The organism is Streptomyces beihaiensis (genome assembly GCF_026274175.1).
GTDB lineage: Bacteria > Actinomycetota > Actinomycetes > Streptomycetales > Streptomycetaceae > Streptomyces > Streptomyces beihaiensis.
The window spans coordinates 1-18,301 of sequence record NZ_JAPHNL010000146.1; the positions used below are offsets into that span (position 1 = coordinate 1).

An 18,301-nucleotide genomic window follows, 5' to 3' on the forward strand; every position below is an offset into this window, starting at 1 on the left:
CGGTCAGCCGACCCTCCCGTGCCCAGCCAGCCGGCCAGCTTGCCGCCCTCGGCGACGGCCCGCAGTCGTGCCTCGGCGGCGCCGCGCGGGGTGACCTGGCTGGAGTGACCGTGCACGGGGCGGCCGTGCGCGGAGTGCCCGTGGGGGACCCGTGCGCCGGGCGACCGTGGAGACCCTGCGCGGGGCGGCCGTGGAGACCGTGCGCGGGGCGGCCGTGGAAACCTCGCGCAGAGCGACCGTGGAAACCCCGCGCAGAGCGACCGTGAAGACCCCGCGCCGGGCGACCGTGGAGACCCTGCGCGGAGTGACCGTGAAGACCCCGCGCGGAGTGACCCGTGGGGACCGTGGGCCGGGTGGCCGTGGCGGGCCGACCGTGGGCGGGGGTGTCGAGGGGATGTTCGGTGCTCAGGACGCGGGGAGCTTTTTGCCGTAGTCGACGGTGTCGGCCGGGGCCGGCTCGGTCAGCGTGAAGTCACGGCCCCACTCCGTGAGTCGGAGCGTTCCGGCGTTCCCGGCGCGATCCAGACGCATCGGGTAGGCCCTGCCCTCCAGGGAGACGTCGAGCGTGCCGCCGGCGCCCTTGTCGCCGCTCAGCGCGATCGTGCGGACGCCGCCCGCCGAACGCCGGTCGCCCTTCGCCAGGGGGCCGTGCAACGTGAGCAGGCCCTTCAGGAGCGCGTCCTTGTCGGTGAAGGGGCTGAACCTCCGGTAGGCCGGATCGTCCTCGGGCACCTTCACGTACTTGCCGCCGAGCTTCTGGGCGGCCGCGCCCGCGCTCCCGTGCCCGTCGGAGTGGGTCCAGAAGGCCGCGTCCGCCTTGAGGTAGAGGTGGTCGCCGACCCTCAGCAGACGGAAGGTGGTGCGGCCGGTGGTGACCGAACCGCTGCCGCCGTCGTCCTTGAGCCGCATGTCGAGCTTGTACGTGTGCCCGCCCCCGGCCACCGTGCCGGACACGCGCACCGTCGTGGCCGCCCGCGCCGCCGCGACCGCACGGCTCTGGATGCCGTCCGCGGTCAGCTTGCCGACGCCGTTGGTGCCCGCGTCCGGATCGTCGCCGCAGCCCGCGAGAGAGACCGCGAGCCCCGCGCACACCGCCCCGGCCAGAAGCACCCCGCGCGCCCCGCGGGTCCGACGCGTCCAGCGGGTCCGGCGGTCCAGGGGCGGTGCGATCACGGGCGAACTCACCTCTCGTACGGCGTCAGAAGGTCTGAGGAAGGTCTGGAGGATCTGGAAGGTCTGGAGGATCTGGAAGGTCTGGAGGATCTGGAGGGTCTGGAGGGTCTGAGGAAGTCTGAGGTACGGCAGCGTACCGCTGTCATCTGCGCAGACGTGGCCCGGTCCAGGTGGCCGAGGCGTGTGGGCGGGGCGGACGGGGAGCCGTTAGCCTGAACCACGGATACGTCATATTTACGGACTGATGCGGATGAAAGGACGCGCGACGACATGGCCGGAAGCGCCCCTCGCGTCTTCGTCTCCCACCTCGCCGGCGTCGCGGTCTTCGACCCGAACGGAGACCAGGTGGGGCGCGTGCGCGACCTGGTGGCCATGTTGCGGGTGAACCGGCGCCCGCCCCGGCTGCTGGGGCTCGTCGTCGAGCTGTCCACGCGGCGCCGCATCTTCCTGCCCATGACCCGCGTCACCGGCGTCGAGTCCGGTCAGGTCATCACGACCGGCGTGCTCAACGTCCGCCGCTTCGAGCAGCGGCCCACCGAACGGCTCGTGCTCGGCGAGATGCTCGACCGGCGCGTGCGCCTGGTCGAGACCGGCGAGGAGGTCACCGTCCTGGACGTCTCCGTGCAGCAGCTGCCCGCGCGCCGCGACTGGGAGATCGACCGGGTCTTCGTGCGCAAGGGGGTCGAGAAGCGCGGCGCGTTCCGGCGTGGCAAGGGCGAGACGCTGACCGTCGACTGGTCGGCCGTCGACGGCTTCTTCCTGGAGGAGCAGGGGCAGGGCGCCGAGAACCTGCTGGCCACCTTCGAGCAGCTGCGCCCCGCCGACCTCGCCAACGTGCTGCACCACCTCTCCCCCAAGCGGCGGGCCGAGGTCGCGGCCGCGCTCACCAACGAGCGCCTCGCCGACGTCCTCGAAGAGCTTCCCGAGGACGACCAGATCGAGATCCTCGGCAAGCTCAAGGAAGAGCGCGCCGCCGACGTCCTGGAGGAGATGGACCCGGACGACGCCGCCGACCTGCTCGGCGAACTGCCCGAGGAGGACAAGGAGCGGCTGCTGGCACTGATGCGGCCCGGCGACGCGGCCGACGTGCGGCGCCTGATGGCGTATGAGGACAGGACGGCGGGCGGTCTGATGACGACCGAGCCGATCGTGCTGCGCCCCGACGCGACGATCGCGGACGCGCTCGCCCGCGTCCGCAACCCGGACCTCTCGCCCGCCCTCGCCGCCCAGGTGTACGTGTGCCGCCCGCCGGACGAGACACCGACCGGCAAATATCTGGGCACCATCCACTTCCAGCGGCTGCTGCGCGACCCGCCGTACACCCTGGTCGGCTCCGTCCTCGACGAAGACCTGCAAGGGCTCAGCCCGGGGGCCCAACTGCCGGAGATCGCCGGGTTCTTCGCGACGTACGACATGGTGGCCGCGCCCGTCGTCGACGAGAGCGGCTCGCTGCTGGGCGCGGTGACCGTGGACGACGTGCTGGACCACATGCTGCCGGACGACTGGCGCGAGCAGGAATTCCACCTGGCGGGGGAAGCGAACCATGCCGACTGACGAACGCCAGAGGGAGTGGGAGCGCGAGAGGGAACGGGAACGGGAACGCGAGCGCGAGTCCCGGACGGCCGAGACGCAGCGCCGCTCACGCATCCGCCTCGACCAGCCGCTGCCGCGCCGCCGCAAGATCTTCCCGGAGTACGACCCCGACGCGTTCGGCCGCCTCTCCGAGCGGATCGCGCGCTTCCTCGGCACGGGGCGGTTCATCGTCTGGATGACGGTGATCATCGTGATGTGGGTGCTGTGGAACGTCTCGGTCCCTCACGCGCTGCGCTTCGACGAGTACCCGTTCATCTTCCTGACGCTCGCCCTGTCGCTGCAGGCCTCGTACGCCGCTCCGCTGATCCTTCTCGCCCAGAACCGGCAGGACGACCGCGACCGGGTCAACCTCGAACAGGACCGCAAGCAGAACGAGCGGTCGATCGCCGACACCGAGTATCTCAGCCGCGAGATGGCGGCCCTGCGGATCGGGCTCGGCGAGGTCGCCACGCGCGACTGGATCCGCTCCGAGTTGCAGGACCTCCTCAAGGAACTGGAGGAACAGCGCCACGACGGCGCCGGTCATGGCGCCGGGCAAGGGCCCGGTCAGGGCTCCACCGCTGTATTCCCGCCGGAGAGCGGCCGGAGACGTGACGTAGACGACCGGTGACGGGGCTTTCCGGACCCCGGTTACCGAGCCGTACTATCGGTCGTATGGTTACGGAAGACACGGTGCGCGAGGCACTCGCGACAGTGAACGACCCCGAGATCCAGCGACCCATCACCGAGCTGGGGATGGTCAAATCGGTGGACATCGGTGCGGACGGAGCCGTCGCGGTCACCGTGTATCTGACCGTCTCGGGCTGCCCGATGCGCTCGACGATCGAGAACAACGTGCGGGAGGCCGTCGCACGCGTCGAAGGAGTGACGGACGTCCAGGTCACCCTCGACGTGATGAGCGACGAGCAGCGCAAGGAGCTGGCGACCGCGCTGCGCGGCGGGACGGCCGAGCGCGAGGTCCCCTTCGCCAAGCCCGGCTCGCTGACTCGTGTCTACGCGGTCGCTTCCGGCAAGGGCGGCGTCGGCAAGTCCTCCGTGACCGTGAACCTGGCGGCGGCGATGGCCGCCGACGGCCTGAAGGTCGGCGTCGTCGACGCGGACATCTACGGGCACTCCGTGCCGCGCATGCTCGGCGCCGACGGCAAGCCCACCCAGGTCGAGAACATGATCATGCCGCCGTCGGCGAACGGCGTGAAGGTCATCTCGATCGGCATGTTCACGCCGGGCAACGCGCCGGTGGTGTGGCGCGGCCCGATGCTCCACCGCGCCCTCCAGCAGTTCCTCGCGGACGTCTTCTGGGGCGACCTGGACGTGCTGCTCCTCGACCTGCCGCCGGGAACGGGCGACATCGCCATCTCGGTGGCCCAGCTGGTGCCCAACGCGGAGATCCTGGTCGTCACGACGCCGCAGCAGGCCGCCGCCGAGGTGGCCGAGCGGGCCGGTGCGATCGCCGTGCAGACCCACCAGAAGATCGTCGGCGTCGTCGAGAACATGTCCGGGCTGCCGTGCCCGCACTGCGACGAGATGGTCGACGTGTTCGGCACGGGCGGCGGCAAGCTGGTCGCCGACGGACTGACCAGGACCACGGGCGCCGAGGTCCCGGTCCTCGGGGCGATCCCCATCGACGTACGCCTGCGCGAGGGCGGCGACGAGGGCAAGCCGGTCGTCCTGTCCGACCCGGACTCGCCCGCCGGTTCGGCGCTGCGCGAGATCGCGGGCAAGCTCGGCGGGCGCCAGCGCGGGCTTTCGGGCCTGTCCCTGGGGATCACGCCGCGCAACAAGTTCTAGGCTTTCCGGGACGCGGAGAACAAGGCGGGCCGCCCGTGAGAGGGCGGCCCGCGCTCGTACCAGGCGGGTCCTAGGCGGCGTACTCGGCGACATCCTTGACCGCGGCGAAACCGAGCCCGTACGCGCTCATGCCCCGGCCGTACGCCCCCAGATGCACCCCGGCACCCGTGGAGCCGGCGAGCACCCACCCGAACTCGGACTCACGGTAGTGGAACGGCGTCGGCACCCCGTCCACCGGCAGCGTCAGGCGCGTCCAGTCCGCGGAGTCGAGGTCGTCCGCGAGCACCCAGGCGGTCTCGGTCTGCTGCTCCAGCCAGTCGTCGCGCAGCACGTGGTCCATCTGACCGGGCCAGGTGCACGAGAGCAGGCCGACCCCGGCGAGCCAGGCCGCCGAGGAGACCGACGTGGCCTCAAGGACCCCGGTGCCGTCGGCGCTGCGCCGCACCGGGTTGGCGGCGATGGTCACGACGACCGCGAACCGTTCCGTGCTCTCGCCGCCCTGTATCGCGCTCTCACCGCGTACGGACGGCGCCTCGCCGTGCCCGATCGAACCGTGCTCGACGGACCCGTCCGCCGAAGTGCCGACGGGCATCAGCCAACGCGGTCCCGTGAACGCCTCGTCCAGGCCATACCACGGGAAGGGCGCCTGCAGGAAGCCGTCGACCGTACGCCGGGCCGAGGGCGCCTGGTCGGCCTCCTCGGTGGCCGGCGCCTGTGCGCCCACCCGACTCGTCGTCTCCATGTCCCGGCCGCCTCCTCGTCTCGTGCGGACCCGACCGGCCCGCCCCCCTCGGGCGTCCTTGCGTCCGGTCCGCGCAACAACAAGGCAGGATGCCACACCCGCTGCGCGGGGCCCGGCTCCCAGGGTGTGGTTCAGGTCGCGTCGACGTCGAACGGGGGGCGCTCGACCGCCGCGGAACCGGTCGGCTTGCCGGACTGCTCACCGGTGTCGGCGGCGCCGCCCTCGGGGCGCTTGCGCATGTCGACGGCCGGGGAGGGGGACGAGGACGACGCGGCGGCCTCCGCCGAGTCGCTCGTGTCATTCATGTCGCCGACGGTGTGGACCGCGTCGGTGACCTCGGCCATCTCCTTCTTCAGGTCGAAGCCGTTACGGATCTCCTTGAGCCCCAGCTCGTCGCTGTCCAGCTGCTTGCGGATGAACGTCTTGGGGTTGAGGTCCTCGAACTCGAAGTCCTTGAACTCCGGGCCCAGCTCGTCACGGATGTCCTGCTTGGCGCTGTCCGAGAACTCACGGATCTTGCGGATGGTGCGCGAGACGTCCTGGATGACCTTGGGGAGCTTGTCCGGGCCGAAGACGAGCACGGCCAGCACGACGAGCGTCACGACCTCAAGCGGGCCAATGTCGTTGAACACCTTGCACTCCTAGCGTGTCCTCGGCCCGCGGTCGGTATCCAAGCTGCAGGTCTTCGGCAGGGTTCGGCACAGTCCGGCACAGAACCCGGTCTACGGTACCCGGCGTTCCCGTCCGTCCGGTAGCCGCCGGGCGACCGGGGAGGTCAGTCGCCGGTCGCGGAGCCGAGGACGAGGGTGACCTTGCGGTGCCTTCCGGCCCGTTCGAGCGTCAGCTCCAGGGTGTCCTTGGGACGGTGGGCCCGGATCCGGACGATCAGCTCCTCGCCACTGTGGACGCGCACGCCGTCCACCGCGGTGATCACGTCACCGGCCTCGATCCCCGCGCGGGCGGCCGGCCCGCCGGGCGTGACGGCGCGGCCACCGCTGTTGCTCCTGGTGCCCACGCGGGCCCCGTCGCCGCCGTACGCCATGTCGAGGGTCACGCCGATGACCGGGTGGGTCGCTCTGCCGGTGTTGATCAGCTCCTCGGCGACGCGCTTGGCCTGGTTGACGGGGATCGCGAAGCCGAGGCCGATCGATCCCGACTGGCCGCCGCCGCTCTGTGCCGCGCCGCTGTCCGCGGAGCGGATGGCGCTGTTGATGCCGATGACACGGCCCTTCGCGTCGACCAGCGGTCCCCCGGAGTTCCCGGGGTTTATGGGCGCGTCGGTCTGCAAGGCGTCCACGTAACTGACATCGCTGCCGCCACCGCTGCCGCCGCCGTCCTCCGCGCCCTCACCGCCTGCCGTGATGGGCCGCTCCTTGGCGCTGATGATGCCGGAGGTGACCGTGTTGGCCAGGTCGAAGGGGGCGCCGATGGCCACGACCGGGTCTCCGACCCGGACGTTGTCGGAGTTCCCGAGCGGCAGCGGCGTGAGGCCGTCGAGACCGGAGACCTTGACGACCGCGAGGTCGTAGCCGCGGTCGTGGCCGACGACCTTGGCGTCGGCGCTGCGGCCGTCGGAGAAGGTCACCGAGATCTTGCCGGTGCTGCCCGCCGGGGCCACGACGTGGTTGTTGGTGAGGATGTGGCCGCGCCTGTCGAGGACGAAGCCGGTGCCGGTGCCCGCCTCCGCGGCGCCCTCGGTGTGGATGGTGACGACGCCGGGGAGCGTGCGTGCCGCGATGCCGGCGATGCTGTCCGGGTCGCGGTGCGTCGACTCGGCCCCGGCCTGCGGAAGTTCGACATCGCCCGTCCCGCCGTTGCGCTCGACGTACGACCCGATGGCCCCGCCGATGCCTCCGGCCACGAGCGCGAGCAGTACGGCCCCGACGACCATGCCTCGGCGCGTCAGCCCCGCCCTCTGCTTCCGGGGCGCGGCCGCGCCCCAGGGGTCGTACCGCGCCCAGGGCTCGGCGGGACCGCCCGCGTACGCCGTCACGGGCGCCGTGGCAGGGCCCGGTGCTGCCTCCCCCTGGCCGGGGGCGGGCGGCTCGACGGGCGCGGTCACGTACGGCTGAGCGGGCTGCGCGGTGCTGTGAGCGGGGGTCGCCGCCGGATGCTGCACCGGCGGCGCGGGAGCCCACGGCCCCGGCTGGCCGTACGGCGGCGTGCCGTACGGATCCGGATCGTGCATGGGCCGTACGGCCTCCCCTCCGTCCTCGCCGACGACGGCCTCGGGCCGCGCCACGGCGGACGGGGCGGCGGCGTCGTCGGGGCCTGCGCCGTCGGCCGATCCGACATGCTCAGCCGATCCGGCTGGGTGGGCCACGGCGGCCGGTGGGGCCGGGTCGGGCGCGTCAGACGGAGCGGCCGGGTCAGACAGGCCGGCCGGGGCGGCCGGGCCCGCCGACTTCAGCGAGCTTGCCGGTGCGCCCGCTGCGACCGCTTCAGCCGGTGGGGCCGAGCCGTCTGGAACCGCCGGGGCACTCGTGCCGGCCACGCCCGACGGAGGCACCGGAGCGGCCAGGTCCGCAGAGCCGAACCGCACCGCCGGGGGCGCCGAGGGAACTCGGCCCTCAGAACCGGCCGGGGCAGCCGGGGCGGTGGCGTCGGGCTGCCTGGTGGCGGCCGGGCGGCCGGAGGGTTGTGGCGCGGCGGTTCCGCGTTCGTCGGTCCCGGCCGAGTCGGTGGCACGGGCGCCGGAACCGGCAGTACCGGGCCCGGCCCCGATCGTGTCCGGCGCGCCCGGTTCGGCCCCCGCGGCGTCGCTGCCCGCGGGGCCGCCGCCTGCCGGATCAGGAAGGTGCCAGTCCCCGTCGTCCGTCGCGGAGCGCTCCGCGTTCTGGCGGGAGCGGCTCCACCACTTCGGCCTTGTGGGCTTGCCCTCGTCCATGTCCCGCCGTTCTCCCCATACCCGGCCCACGGCACCGTGCCACGGACTCTCGCGCGCACAACCGGAACCATCCGGCGCGCGGCTTCACGTGGATTCAACCAGGTACCGGTCCTGCCCGGCAGAACCGGTCGGGGTCAGCGGACCGACGGCGGCAGCGAGGAGGTCATCGGCAGGGCCGCTCGGACCGCGGTCAGGCCGGATGCCGCCCCGCGCCCACCGGGCGAGATCCCCTCGGGCTCCCCGTACGAGTCGGCAGCCGTGGGCCGTATCAGAGGGGAGAGGCGTGCCGCTCCGGAGAGGAGGGGGGTCGCGAACGGGTAGGCGGCGTCCTCCGCGTGCCCGCCGCCGGGCAACAGCGGCCCTCCGGCGTCGACGGATGTCACCGGTCCCGGCGCCGCGACCGTCAGGGCGCCGCCGCCTCTGCCGAGCAGCGGGCTGGGCTTGGACGACGAGCGGCGCCGCTGGCCTTCGGACATGGTCACGGCTGCCGCCGACTGGCTGCCCAGGGGCACGGCATTGCTTCCCGCGCCACTGCCGCGCGCCCCCGCCCCGTCCGCCGAGACGCCCGTCGAGACGCCGCCGAGCGCGACCGCCGCGAGCGAGACCGCCCCGGCCGCCGCGAACGCGAAACGGCGCCCGCGCGAGGCCCGGTCGCCGTCATGACGGCCGGAACGGCCGACCTCGTGGATACGGAAACCGCGACCGCTGGGCAGCACCGCGGCGTGCGCGGCGGACGGCGCGTAGCCGAACGGTTCGGGGTCTACGTCGAAGACTCCCTGCCCGAAGCCCCGTACGGCCCCGAGGCCCCGGCCGGAGTCGAGACCTGTGCCCCCGAAGGGTGGAACACCACGGTCGCCGTCACCTCCCGATCCCGAGGGGAGGCTCTGGAGGCGGGCGAGGAAGTTCTCGGAAGGCGGTGGCGGGGCGGCCTCGGCGAAGACGTTCTTCAGGCGGCGCTGTGCGTCCGCCTCGGACTTGCACCTCGCGCAGGTCGCCAGATGCGCGAGGACCCGCTCGCGGGCGTCATGGTCCAACTCGCCGTCGACCAGCGCGGCCAGACGGTCCCCCAGGTGCTCGTCGGCCGCCGCCGTCTGACGCCCGGCAGGATTGAGACGTGATCCACTCACGCGGTCGCGCCCCCTGCTCCGAGGACGGGGATCCCCGTGGCCGCGAGGGTGCGCCGCTCGGCGCGCGCTTCGGGCGAGCGGTGCTGCAGCGCCTTGCGCAGCTGCGAGCGGCCGCGGTGGATACGGCTGCGGACCGTGCCAAGCTTCACACCCAGCGTCGCGGCGATCTCCTCGTAGGAGAGGCCCTCGATGTCGCAGAGGACGACGGCGGCGCGGAACTCGGGCGCCAGCGTGTCCAGGGCCTGCTGGACGTCGGCGTCGAAGTGCGCGTCGTTGAAGACCTGCTGCGGCGACGGCTCACGGCTGGGCAACCGCTCGGCCGCGTCGTCCCCGAGCGCGTCGAAACGGATGCGCTGCTTGCGGCGGACCATGTCGAGGAACAGGTTCGTGGTGATCCGGTGCAGCCAGCCCTCGAACGTGCCGGGCGTGTACGTGGACAGCGAGCGGAAGACACGGACGAAGACCTCCTGCGTGAGGTCCTCGGCGTCGTGCTGATTGCCCGTCAGGCGGTACGCGAGCCGGTAGACACGGGCGCTGTGGGTGCTGACGATCTCCTCCCAGGTGGGCGGAGTCCACGCCTGCGATTCCGCATCAGCGGCAAAGGTCGCGGTCTGCTGCGCGGAGTCAACGGTGCGGATTCGGTCAGCGGTGTCGGTCACGGATTTCGGCTCACCCGCTGACCTGAGAAGGCGCCGGAGCACTCCTCCCCGATCGACGCGCGCAGCCGCACCTCCCCTGTCGGCTCTGGTGGTGTCCAGTGGAGCCCCTACCATAACCACCTCGCCCGTTAGCTCCGGATAAGCGTTTTTACTCAGATTTGCCGGACGGTCGTCCCGGCCGGCTCTGTCCCCTCGCTTCTTTGAACGCCCGGTCCCATCTGCGAGTTCCCGCCGCCAACGGATAAAGTCACGCGCAGGCATCCACGGGGACAGGAGAGGGCCATTACCGGCAACCGGCAGACGAGCTGGGCGTTCGCCGACGCCTTTGTCGCCGAGGACGACGCGCTGCGCTGGGCCCGCGACCGGGCCCGCGAGATCGGGCTGCGTTCGGTGTCCCCGGGTGCGGGCGCCGCGCTGCGCATGCTCGCCGCCACGGCCGGCGCGAAGGCGGTCGCCGAGATCGGCACGGGGACCGGGGTGTCCGGAATCCACCTGTTGCACGGGATGCGGCCCGACGGGGTGCTCACCACCGTGGACCCGGAGCCGGAGCGGCAGCAGTTCGCCCGGCAGGCGTTTCGCGAGGCCGGCTTCGCCAGCAACCGGGCCCGGTTCATCCCCGGGCGGGCGCTGGAGGTGCTGCCGCGGCTCGCGGACAGCGGATACGACCTCGTGTTCTGCGACGGTGACCGTACGGAGTGCCTCGACTACCTCGCTGAATCGTTGCGCCTGTTGCGGCCGGGCGGGCTCGTCTGCTTCGAGGGAGTCTTCGCCGACGGGCGGACCATGGGCTCGGGCCCGCAACCCGTGGAGGTCGTACGGCTTCGGGAGCTGCTGCGGGCCGTGCGCGAGAGCACCGACCTGGTGCCGTCGCTGCTCCCGGTCGGCGACGGGCTTCTGTGCGCCACGAAACGCCAGGGGTCGCCCGGCGGCTCAGGCCGGACCGGCGCGGCCGGGACCTGACGAGATCCGCCGGAGCGCGCGCGTCACCGTCGTGGGCGGGTCACATCGCGCGGCGGAGCCGTAGCGGCGCCCGAGCCCGGCTCCCGGCAGCCGACGCACGACTGCCCCGGCACCCGATGTGTGCCGAGGCAGTCGAAAAGGTATGGTCGCTGTCGCGTCAGCCGACGACCTTCTTCAGGGCGTCGCCGAGGGCATCGGCCTCGTCCGGCGTCAGCTCGACCACGAGCCGACCGCCGCCTTCGAGCGGAACGCGCATGACGATGCCCCGCCCCTCCTTGGTCACCTCGAGCGGGCCGTCACCCGTTCGCGGCTTCATGGCCGCCATGCTCGTTCCCCTTCCTGAAACCAGCTCATCGTCAGCCGACGGCCCTCTGGACGGGCACACGTCACCGGCATCGAACACATTGCTTCCAGGCCATTATCCCGCATCCTCGGACCCGATGACCAACATCAGTAGGCATCGCTTGCGCAACGCGCTTGAGCAAAACCACTCAATTCGGCGATGTGGCTGCGATACTGCGCCGCCTTCGCACCCGATCCGCGAGGGAATTGTTTGACGCAGGTCACATGCCCGGCCGCTCCCAAGGCGCGTGATCTCCGTCATGCTGAGACGGACGACTGAGCAACCGCATAGGAGGCGTTCCATGGCCGACACCGTGCTCTTCGAGGTGAGCGACGGGCTCGCGACGATCACGCTGAACCGCCCCGAGGCGATGAACGCGATGAACACCGAGTCCAAGGTCGCCCTCCGCGACGCGCTGCGGGCGGCCGCCGACGACGACTCCGTACGGGCCGTGCTGCTCACGGCCGCGGGTGACCGCGCGTTCTGCGTCGGGCAGGACCTCAAGGAGCACATCGGGACGCTGCGGGCCGACCGGGAGGCCGGGCAGGGCACGACGATGAGCACCGTGCGCGAGCACTACAACCCGATCGTGCGTGCGCTGACCGGTATGCCCAAGCCCGTCGTGGCCGCCGTGAACGGTGTGGCGGCCGGTGCGGGTTTCGGGTTCGCGCTCGCCGCCGACTACCGGATCGTCGCGGACACGGCGTCGTTCAACACGTCGTTCGCCGGCGTGGCGCTGAGCGCCGACTCCGGGGTCTCCTGGACGCTGCCGCGGCTGATCGGCCCCGGCCGGGCCACGGATCTGCTGCTGTTCCCGCGCACCATCTCGGCGCAGGAGGCGTACGAGCTGGGGGCCGTCAACCGGATCGTGCCCGCGGCCGAGCTGGCGGAGACCGCCAGGGAGCTGGCCCGCACCCTCGCCGAGGGACCGACCGTCGCCTACGCGGCGCTCAAGGAATCGGTCGCCTACGCGGCCGACCACTCCCTCGACGAGACGCTCGACAAGGAGGAGGAGATGCAGGCGCGCGCCGGTTCCTCCGAGGACCACACCATCGCGGTGCAGTCCTTCATCGCCAAGGAGAAGCCGAAGTACCTGGGGCGCTGAGGCGGCCCCGCGCGGACCGCACGGCGCCGCGCGGGTCCTGTCCGGCCGTGCGGGCGCGGACCGTGCAGTCCGCCAGGTGGTCGTCGACCAGCCCGCACGCCTGCATCAGCGCGTACGCGGTCGTGGGGCCGACGAAGCGCAGGCCCCGCTTCTTGAGCTCCTTGGACAGAGCCTTCGACTCGTCGGTGACCGCCGGTACGTCGCCGACGACGCGGGGCACCGGGCGGCCGGCGGCGTCGGGGGCGTAGGACCAGATCAGCTCGTCGAGTTCGCCGGGTTGCCAGGTCGCCAGCACGCGCGCGTTGCCGAGCGTGGCGTCGATCTTGGCCCTGTTGCGGATGATGCCGGTGTCGGCGAGCAGACGCTCGCGGTCGGCGTCGGTGAACACCGCGACATCGGCGATCCGGAACCCGGCGAACGCGGCCCGGAAGCCCTCGCGGCGGCGCAGGATCGTGATCCAGGAGAGCCCGGACTGGAACGCCTCCAGGGAGATCCGCTCGAACAGCGCGTCGTCACCGTGGACCGGGCGGCCCCACTCCTGGTCGTGGTACGCCACGTAGTCCTCGGCCGACAGGCCCCAGGGGCAGCGCAGCCTGCCGTCGGGTCCGGCGACGGCACCTCCGGTCGGCGCGCTCACGGCCGGTCCTCCCCCGCGGGCGGCTGGTACTCGGGCGGCGCGAACCCCGTGCCGGGGCCGTACCCGGTGTCGGGCCCGCGGCTCGTGTCCGGGCCCTGGTCGGCGGGGGGCTGCGGGCGCGTGTGGGCCGCCGTCAGGGCGGACTCCAGCTCGGTGATGCGCGCGTCGCGCCAGTGCAGCTCCGCGCCGAGGCGGTTCAGGGCGTCGTCGACCTCCGCCATCCGGTAACCGCGCACCGCCGTCGGCAGTCGCAGCGCCGTCACGTCGGCCGGGGCCACCGCGCGGTCCCGCGGGAGCGGGTCCGCGTAGAACTGGGACGGCTCCTCGCTGAGCGTGCCGCCGTCGCCCCCGCCGAGGACCGCGAGCGTCACCGCCGCGACCACCACGACCAGCGCGGCGACCAGAAACAAGAACATAACCATCTCTGCCGTCCCCTGGGCTCGACCGGACCGACGCGTGCTCGGCCCGAAACCGTCAGGCACCGATCGTGCCATGCCGCACCGACAGTTAAGGTCACAGACGACCGTTCACGCGGGATCCAAAGGGATATCAGAGGGAGAGTCACAGCGGATGCTCAGGCTGGGGCAGCACACGTTCGACGCTCACGAGCCGGTGATCATGGCGATCGTGAACCGCACCCCGGACTCCTTCTACGACCAGGGCGCCACGTTCCAGGACGAGCCCGCGCTCGCCCGTGTCGAGCAGGCGGTGGCCGAAGGCGCCGCGATCGTCGACATCGGCGGGGTCAAGGCCGGTCCCGGCGAGGAGGTCGACGCGGCCGAGGAGGCGCGCCGCACCGTGGGGTTCGTGGCGGAGGTGCGGCGCCGCTTCCCCGACGTGATCATCAGCGTCGACACCTGGCGCCACGAGGTCGGCGAGGCCGTGTGCGAGGCGGGCGCGGACCTGCTCAACGACGCGTGGGGCGGCGTCGACCCGAAGCTCGCCGAGGTCGCCGCGCGCCACGGGGTGGGCCTGGTGTGCACGCACGCGGGCGGCGTCGAGCCGCGCACCCGCCCGCACCGGATCGGCTACGACGACGTCATGGCGGACATCCTGACGGTGACCCTCGGCCTGGCCGAGCGGGCCGTGGCGCTCGGGGTGCCACGCGAGTCGGTGCTGATCGACCCGGGCCACGACTTCGGCAAGAACACACGGCACTCGCTGGAGGCGACGCGGCGGCTTCCGGAGATGGTCGGCACGGGGTGGCCGGTGCTCGTCTCGCTCTCCAACAAGGACTTCGTGGGCGAGACCCTCGACAAGCCGGTCAAGGAGCGGGTGATCGGGACGCTGGCGACGACGGCGGTGTCGGCGTGGCTGGGGGCGCAGGTCTACCGCGTCCACGAGGTCGCCGAGACCCGCCAGGTCCTGGACATGGTGTCCTCCATCGCGGGCCACCGGCCCCCGGCGGTGGCCCGCCGGGGACTGGCGTAGCCACGACAGCACCGGCGCCAGGGCCGGCCCCGCGTCTCCCACGGCCGCGGCCCTGTCGCCGCGGCCCCATGGCCGTGGCTAGTGCCCGGTCTCCTTGCTGACCAGGGAGATGGCCTCCTCCACGTCGTCGGTGACGTGGAACAGCAGCAGGTCCGCGTGGCTGGCCTTGCCCTGGGCGATCACGGTGTGCCTGAGCCAGTCGACGAGGCCGCCCCAGTACTCGCTGCCGAACAGGACGATGGGGAAGCGTGTCACCTTCCTGGTCTGGACGAGGGTGAGCGCCTCGAAGAGTTCGTCCAGGGTGCCGAGTCCGCCGGGCAGCACGACGAACCCGCGCGCGTACTTCACGAACATGGTCTTGCGGACGAAGAAGTAACGGAAGTTCAGGCCGAGGTCGACATACGGGTTGAGCCCCTGTTCGAAGGGGAGCTCGATGCCCAGGCCGACCGAGATGCCCTTGGCCTCGGTGGCGCCCTGGTTGGCCGCCTGCATGGCGCCCGGCCCGCCGCCGGTGATCACCCCGAACCCGGCCTCGACCAGGGCCTTGCCGATGGCCACGCCGGCCTCGTACTCGGGCGTGCCCTCGGGTGTCCTGGCGGAGCCGAAGACGCTGATCGCGGGCGGCAGTTCGGCGAGGGTGCCGAAGCCCTCGATGAACTCCGACTGGATCCGCAGGACCCGCCACGGGTCCGTGTGCACCCACTCCGTGGGGCCCTTCGTGTCGAGCAGACGCTGATCGGTCGTGCCGGGCTGCACTCGCGCACCTCGGCGGATCACCGGGCCGAGGTGCTGCTCCTTGGGAGTCCTGCCCTCCGGGTTGCTCATCGTCCGCTCCCTTCCTGCGTGGTCGTCACGCTTCGTGGAGCAAGGGTATGTCTACGTGACGTCCACGCGGGTTACGGACGAGGGATCTTCGGATGTCAGCTGGTCAGCCAGGCGGCGAGGCGCTTTTCGGTCTCCAGGACGATCGCCGTGTCGACACGCTCGTCGACCTTGTGCGCGTAGATCGGATTTCCGGGGCCGTAGTTGACGGCGGGCACGCCGAGCGCGCTGAACCTGGAGACGTCGGTCCAGCCGAACTTGGGGCGTGGTTCGCCGCCCACGGCGGCCAGGAACGCGGCCGCCGCCGGGTGTGTCAGGCCGGGCCTTGCGCCGCCGGTGTGGTCGTCGACGACGAACTCCTCGATGGCGCAGTCGGCGAAGAAGTCCCGTACGAACTGTTCGGCCTCGGCCATGGTGCGGTCGGGCGCGTAGCGGAAGTTGACCGTGACGGCGCAGGCGTCGGGGATGACGTTGGTGGCGACGCCGCCCTCGATGCGGACGGCGTTGAGGCCCTCGTGGAACTCCAGGCCGTCGACGACCGGCCTGCGCGGCGCGTAGGCGGCGAGCTTGGCCAGGATGGGCGCGGCGGCGTGGATGGCGTTGTGGCCCATCCACGCGCGCGCGGAGTGGGCGCGCTCGCCCTTGGTCTTCAGAATGACGCGCAGGGTGCCCTGGCAGCCGCCCTCGACGAGGCCCTCGGTGCCCTCCAGGAGGATCGCGAAGTCGCCCTCAAGCCAGTCGGGGTGGGCGTCGGCGACGTGGCCGAGGCCGTTGAGGTGCGCGGCGACCTCTTCGTTGTCGTAGAAGACGAAGGTCAGGTCGCGGTTGGGCTCGGTGACGGTCTGCGCGATGCGCAGCTGGACCGCGACGCCGGACTTCATGTCGGTGGTTCCGCAGCCCCACAGGATGCCGTCGTCGTCCAGCCGGGAGGGCACGTTGTCGGCGATGGGGACGGTGTCGATGTGCCCGGCGAGGATGATCCGTTCCGCGCGGCCCAGGTTCGTGCGCGCGACCACGTTGTTGCCGTGCCGGTCGACCGTGAGGTGCGGCAGGGCGCGCAGCGCGGACTCGACGGCGTCGGCCAGCTCCTTCTCGCTTCCGCTGGGCGACGGGAAGTCGACGAGCTGGGCGGTGAGGCGGGCGGCGTCCTGGGTGAGGTCAAGGGCAGAGCGGTCCATGGGTCGACCCTAGCGCCCTGGGGGCGACGGGCCGCCCGGCGTCCAGGGGGTGGTCCGGTCCGGCCCCAGGAGTGCGGCGCGGGCCGGGAGGCGGGGGGAACGGGCGCGTACCTGTCACCCCTGTCGTCGCTGTCGGCGGGCTCCAGTACCTTGTACGCGTGTCTGAGCCCCCCACCGTTCCGGTCCGGCGCGGCCGCCTGCTGCGAGTCGCCGCCGCTGTCGTCGTGTTGCTCTCCGTGGCCACGTACGTGGCCGTGCAGTACGCCACGGGGGGCCGTACCGCGCCGAGATGCAAGGTGGTCTCGGCCGACGGGGACGGGGCGAGCTACGAGTTCACGCCGGAACAGGCGGTGAACGCGGCGACGATCGCGGCCGTGGGGACCTCGCGCGGCATGCCGGAGCGTGCGGTCGCCATCGCGCTCGCGACCGCCTTGCAGGAGTCCGGCCTGCGCAACCTGGACCACGGTGACCGCGATTCGCTCGGTCTGTTCCAGCAGCGGCCGTCGGCGGGCTGGGGCACGACGAAGCAGATCATGGACCCGGTCTACGCGTCGGGGCGGTTCTACGAGCATCTCGCGCAGGTGCCGGGCTATGCGCGGCTGCCGTTGACCGTGGCGGCGCAGCGGGTGCAGCGCAGCGGCTATCCGGAGGCGTACGCGAAGCACGAGCCGGACGCCACGCTGCTGGCCGCGTCGCTGACCGGCCGCGCCGAGGCGTCGCTGACCTGTGAGGGGCGGCCGAGCGGGCCGGACGCCGAGCGGGCGGGGGACCCCGCGCGCGTGAGGGACGCGCTCGTACGGGACTTCGGCAAGCAGGTGCGGCCCACCGCCGACGCGTCGGCGGGTTCGGTGCGGGTTCCGGTGCCGGACGCGGGCGACCCGGCCGGTGCCGGGCAGCGGCGGCGCGGGTGGGAGCTGGCGCAGTGGGCCGTGGCGGGTTCCTCCGCGCTCCGCATCGAGCAGGTCACCTACGCGGGCCGTCGGTGGACCGCCGGGGACGACGGCGGCACCTGGCGCACGGTGCCGACGGACGGGTCGGCGGGGGCGTCGGCGGCGGCTGCCGACACGGCGGCCGAGGTCCGGATCGTCACCGCGCGGTAGTACGAACGCTCCCTCGATCGGGGTATGCGCGGTGCGCTTGGTGGACGGGTGCGGACGACTTTTCGGTGGTTGGCGCCGTGGTGCGTGAATCCCTTGGGGGCGCGGCGCTGTAAGGGTTCTGCAGGGTGCGGGATGCGTTCCGTTCGTGTGCTTTTATCCGCTGCCGTTTATGCGATGCATTACCGACCCTTTACGTTGCCGACCCGCAACCTCACCCGGCCCCGGAGCGGTTGTCACGGCGTCCGATCGCCGCACGGCACGACGCCGGGCGGCGGGAGGACACCAAACGTTCTCTCCCGCTAAGGAGCATCATGTCCCTCCCCCTGACCCGCCGGATCGCCCGTGCCGCGCTGCTTGTCGCGGCGGGAGCGGCACCCGTGGTCGGTGCGGCCGGTGCCGCGAGCGCCGCGGAGCTCCCGGCCACGTCCGACCTGGGCGGTCTGACCGCTCTGGACGGTGCGAGCCTGGGCAACACCGTCGACGGTGCGACGCAGCACGCGACCGGGCTCGCGGGTGAAACCGGTGGCAAGGCGGTCGCCAAGACGGTGCCGGCGGCGGGCAAGGCGGCCGGGCACAGCGTGAAGACCACCACGCCTGTGGCGCAGAAGGCCGCGGGCGACCTGGCCGGGTCGGCCGCGGACGTGGTCGGCCAGACCGCCGGGTCGGCGACGGACGGCGGCCTGCCGACCGGTGGGCTGACGTCGGGCGGTCTGCCGACGGGCGGGCTCACCTCGGGCGGTCTGCCGATCGGCTGAG

Annotated in this window: 19 protein-coding genes; 8 read left to right on the top strand and 11 right to left on the bottom strand. The window is 72.4% G+C overall.

Going from position 1 to position 18,301, the window contains the following annotated elements:
* Positions 1-405: 405 nt before the first annotated feature.
* Positions 406-1,173: a hypothetical protein gene (locus tag OFY01_RS14680; protein WP_407700346.1), complete on the bottom strand. Its 768-nt coding sequence runs from the start codon at positions 1,171-1,173 to the stop codon at positions 406-408.
* A 270-nt stretch (positions 1,174-1,443) separates the two neighbouring features.
* Between OFY01_RS14680 and OFY01_RS14685 the strand changes: the two genes are divergently transcribed.
* The 3 genes from OFY01_RS14685 to OFY01_RS14695 are packed head-to-tail and all read left to right on the top strand — an operon-like array spanning position 1,444 to position 4,554.
* Positions 1,444-2,727, top strand: coding sequence for a magnesium transporter MgtE N-terminal domain-containing protein (locus OFY01_RS14685; protein WP_266599977.1), 1,284 nt, complete (start codon positions 1,444-1,446; stop codon positions 2,725-2,727).
* On the top strand, positions 2,717-3,376 hold the full coding sequence (locus OFY01_RS14690) for a DUF1003 domain-containing protein (protein ID WP_266599978.1): 660 nt from the start codon (positions 2,717-2,719) through the stop codon (positions 3,374-3,376). The genes OFY01_RS14685 and OFY01_RS14690 overlap by 11 nt, the downstream gene beginning before the upstream one ends.
* 44 nt (positions 3,377-3,420) lie before the next feature.
* Positions 3,421-4,554 (top strand): Mrp/NBP35 family ATP-binding protein, encoded by a 1,134-nt coding sequence (locus OFY01_RS14695; RefSeq protein ID WP_266599979.1) that lies wholly within the window; start codon positions 3,421-3,423, stop codon positions 4,552-4,554.
* A 70-nt stretch (positions 4,555-4,624) separates the two neighbouring features.
* Here OFY01_RS14695 and OFY01_RS14700 read toward each other — a convergent pair whose 3' ends face one another.
* The 5 genes from OFY01_RS14700 to sigE form a co-directional block, all read right to left on the bottom strand.
* A complete protein-coding gene (locus OFY01_RS14700) occupies positions 4,625-5,296 on the bottom strand; it encodes a hypothetical protein (RefSeq protein WP_266599980.1) in 672 nt (223 codons plus the stop codon).
* 131 nt (positions 5,297-5,427) lie between these two features.
* Positions 5,428-5,928, bottom strand: a complete 501-nt coding sequence (locus OFY01_RS14705) for a sec-independent translocase (RefSeq protein ID WP_266599981.1) — start codon at positions 5,926-5,928, stop codon at positions 5,428-5,430.
* 143 nt (positions 5,929-6,071) lie between these two features.
* A complete protein-coding gene (locus tag OFY01_RS14710; RefSeq protein WP_407700347.1) occupies positions 6,072-7,619 on the bottom strand; it encodes a trypsin-like peptidase domain-containing protein in 1,548 nt (515 codons plus the stop codon).
* A gap of 698 nt (positions 7,620-8,317) precedes the next feature.
* Positions 8,318-9,310 carry an anti-sigma factor family protein gene (locus OFY01_RS14715; RefSeq protein WP_266599983.1) on the bottom strand — a complete coding sequence of 331 codons (993 nt, stop codon included), beginning with the start codon at positions 9,308-9,310 and terminating at the stop codon, positions 8,318-8,320.
* Positions 9,307-10,083 (bottom strand): RNA polymerase sigma factor SigE, encoded by a 777-nt coding sequence (sigE, locus tag OFY01_RS14720; RefSeq protein WP_266599984.1) that lies wholly within the window; start codon positions 10,081-10,083, stop codon positions 9,307-9,309. The genes OFY01_RS14715 and sigE overlap by 4 nt, the downstream gene beginning before the upstream one ends.
* 102 nt (positions 10,084-10,185) lie before the next feature.
* Between sigE and OFY01_RS14725 the strand changes: the two genes are divergently transcribed.
* Positions 10,186-10,929, top strand: coding sequence for an O-methyltransferase (locus tag OFY01_RS14725; protein ID WP_323135515.1), 744 nt, complete (start codon positions 10,186-10,188; stop codon positions 10,927-10,929).
* Positions 10,930-11,086: 157 nt separating this feature from the next.
* Here OFY01_RS14725 and OFY01_RS14730 read toward each other — a convergent pair whose 3' ends face one another.
* A complete protein-coding gene (locus tag OFY01_RS14730) occupies positions 11,087-11,254 on the bottom strand; it encodes a DUF3117 domain-containing protein (protein WP_003966491.1) in 168 nt (55 codons plus the stop codon).
* Positions 11,255-11,573: 319 nt separating this feature from the next.
* Here OFY01_RS14730 and chcB point away from each other — a divergent pair, with 319 nt between their 5' ends.
* Positions 11,574-12,377 (top strand): 2-cyclohexenylcarbonyl CoA isomerase, encoded by an 804-nt coding sequence (gene chcB, locus OFY01_RS14735; RefSeq protein ID WP_266599985.1) that lies wholly within the window; start codon positions 11,574-11,576, stop codon positions 12,375-12,377.
* Here chcB and OFY01_RS14740 read toward each other — a convergent pair.
* Positions 12,340-13,014: a DNA-3-methyladenine glycosylase I gene (locus OFY01_RS14740; RefSeq protein ID WP_323135512.1), complete on the bottom strand. Its 675-nt coding sequence runs from the start codon at positions 13,012-13,014 to the stop codon at positions 12,340-12,342. The two genes, chcB and OFY01_RS14740, sit on opposite strands and share 38 nt — an antisense overlap.
* Positions 13,011-13,430: a DivIVA domain-containing protein gene (locus tag OFY01_RS14745; protein ID WP_266600064.1), complete on the bottom strand. Its 420-nt coding sequence runs from the start codon at positions 13,428-13,430 to the stop codon at positions 13,011-13,013. The genes OFY01_RS14740 and OFY01_RS14745 overlap by 4 nt, the downstream gene beginning before the upstream one ends.
* Before the next feature lie 154 nt (positions 13,431-13,584).
* On the opposite strand from OFY01_RS14745, the gene folP reads away from it, so the two are divergent.
* On the top strand, positions 13,585-14,445 hold the full coding sequence (gene folP, locus OFY01_RS14750) for a dihydropteroate synthase (RefSeq protein ID WP_266599986.1): 861 nt from the start codon (positions 13,585-13,587) through the stop codon (positions 14,443-14,445).
* A 78-nt stretch (positions 14,446-14,523) separates the two neighbouring features.
* Here the strand turns inward: folP and OFY01_RS14755 are convergent, their stop codons facing one another.
* Together OFY01_RS14755 and dapE are read right to left on the bottom strand one after the other, a co-directional pair.
* Positions 14,524-15,270 (bottom strand): LOG family protein, encoded by a 747-nt coding sequence (locus OFY01_RS14755; RefSeq protein ID WP_266599987.1) that lies wholly within the window; start codon positions 15,268-15,270, stop codon positions 14,524-14,526.
* A 95-nt stretch (positions 15,271-15,365) separates the two neighbouring features.
* Positions 15,366-16,445: a succinyl-diaminopimelate desuccinylase gene (dapE, locus tag OFY01_RS14760; protein WP_266599988.1), complete on the bottom strand. Its 1,080-nt coding sequence runs from the start codon at positions 16,443-16,445 to the stop codon at positions 15,366-15,368.
* Between the two features lie 158 nt (positions 16,446-16,603).
* Between dapE and OFY01_RS14765 the strand changes: the two genes are divergently transcribed.
* A complete protein-coding gene (locus tag OFY01_RS14765) occupies positions 16,604-17,545 on the top strand; it encodes a heavy metal transporter (RefSeq protein ID WP_266599989.1) in 942 nt (313 codons plus the stop codon).
* Between the two features lie 311 nt (positions 17,546-17,856).
* On the top strand, positions 17,857-18,300 hold the full coding sequence (locus OFY01_RS14770; protein ID WP_266599990.1) for an ATP-binding protein: 444 nt from the start codon (positions 17,857-17,859) through the stop codon (positions 18,298-18,300).
* The last annotated feature ends 1 nt before the right edge of the window (position 18,301 follow it).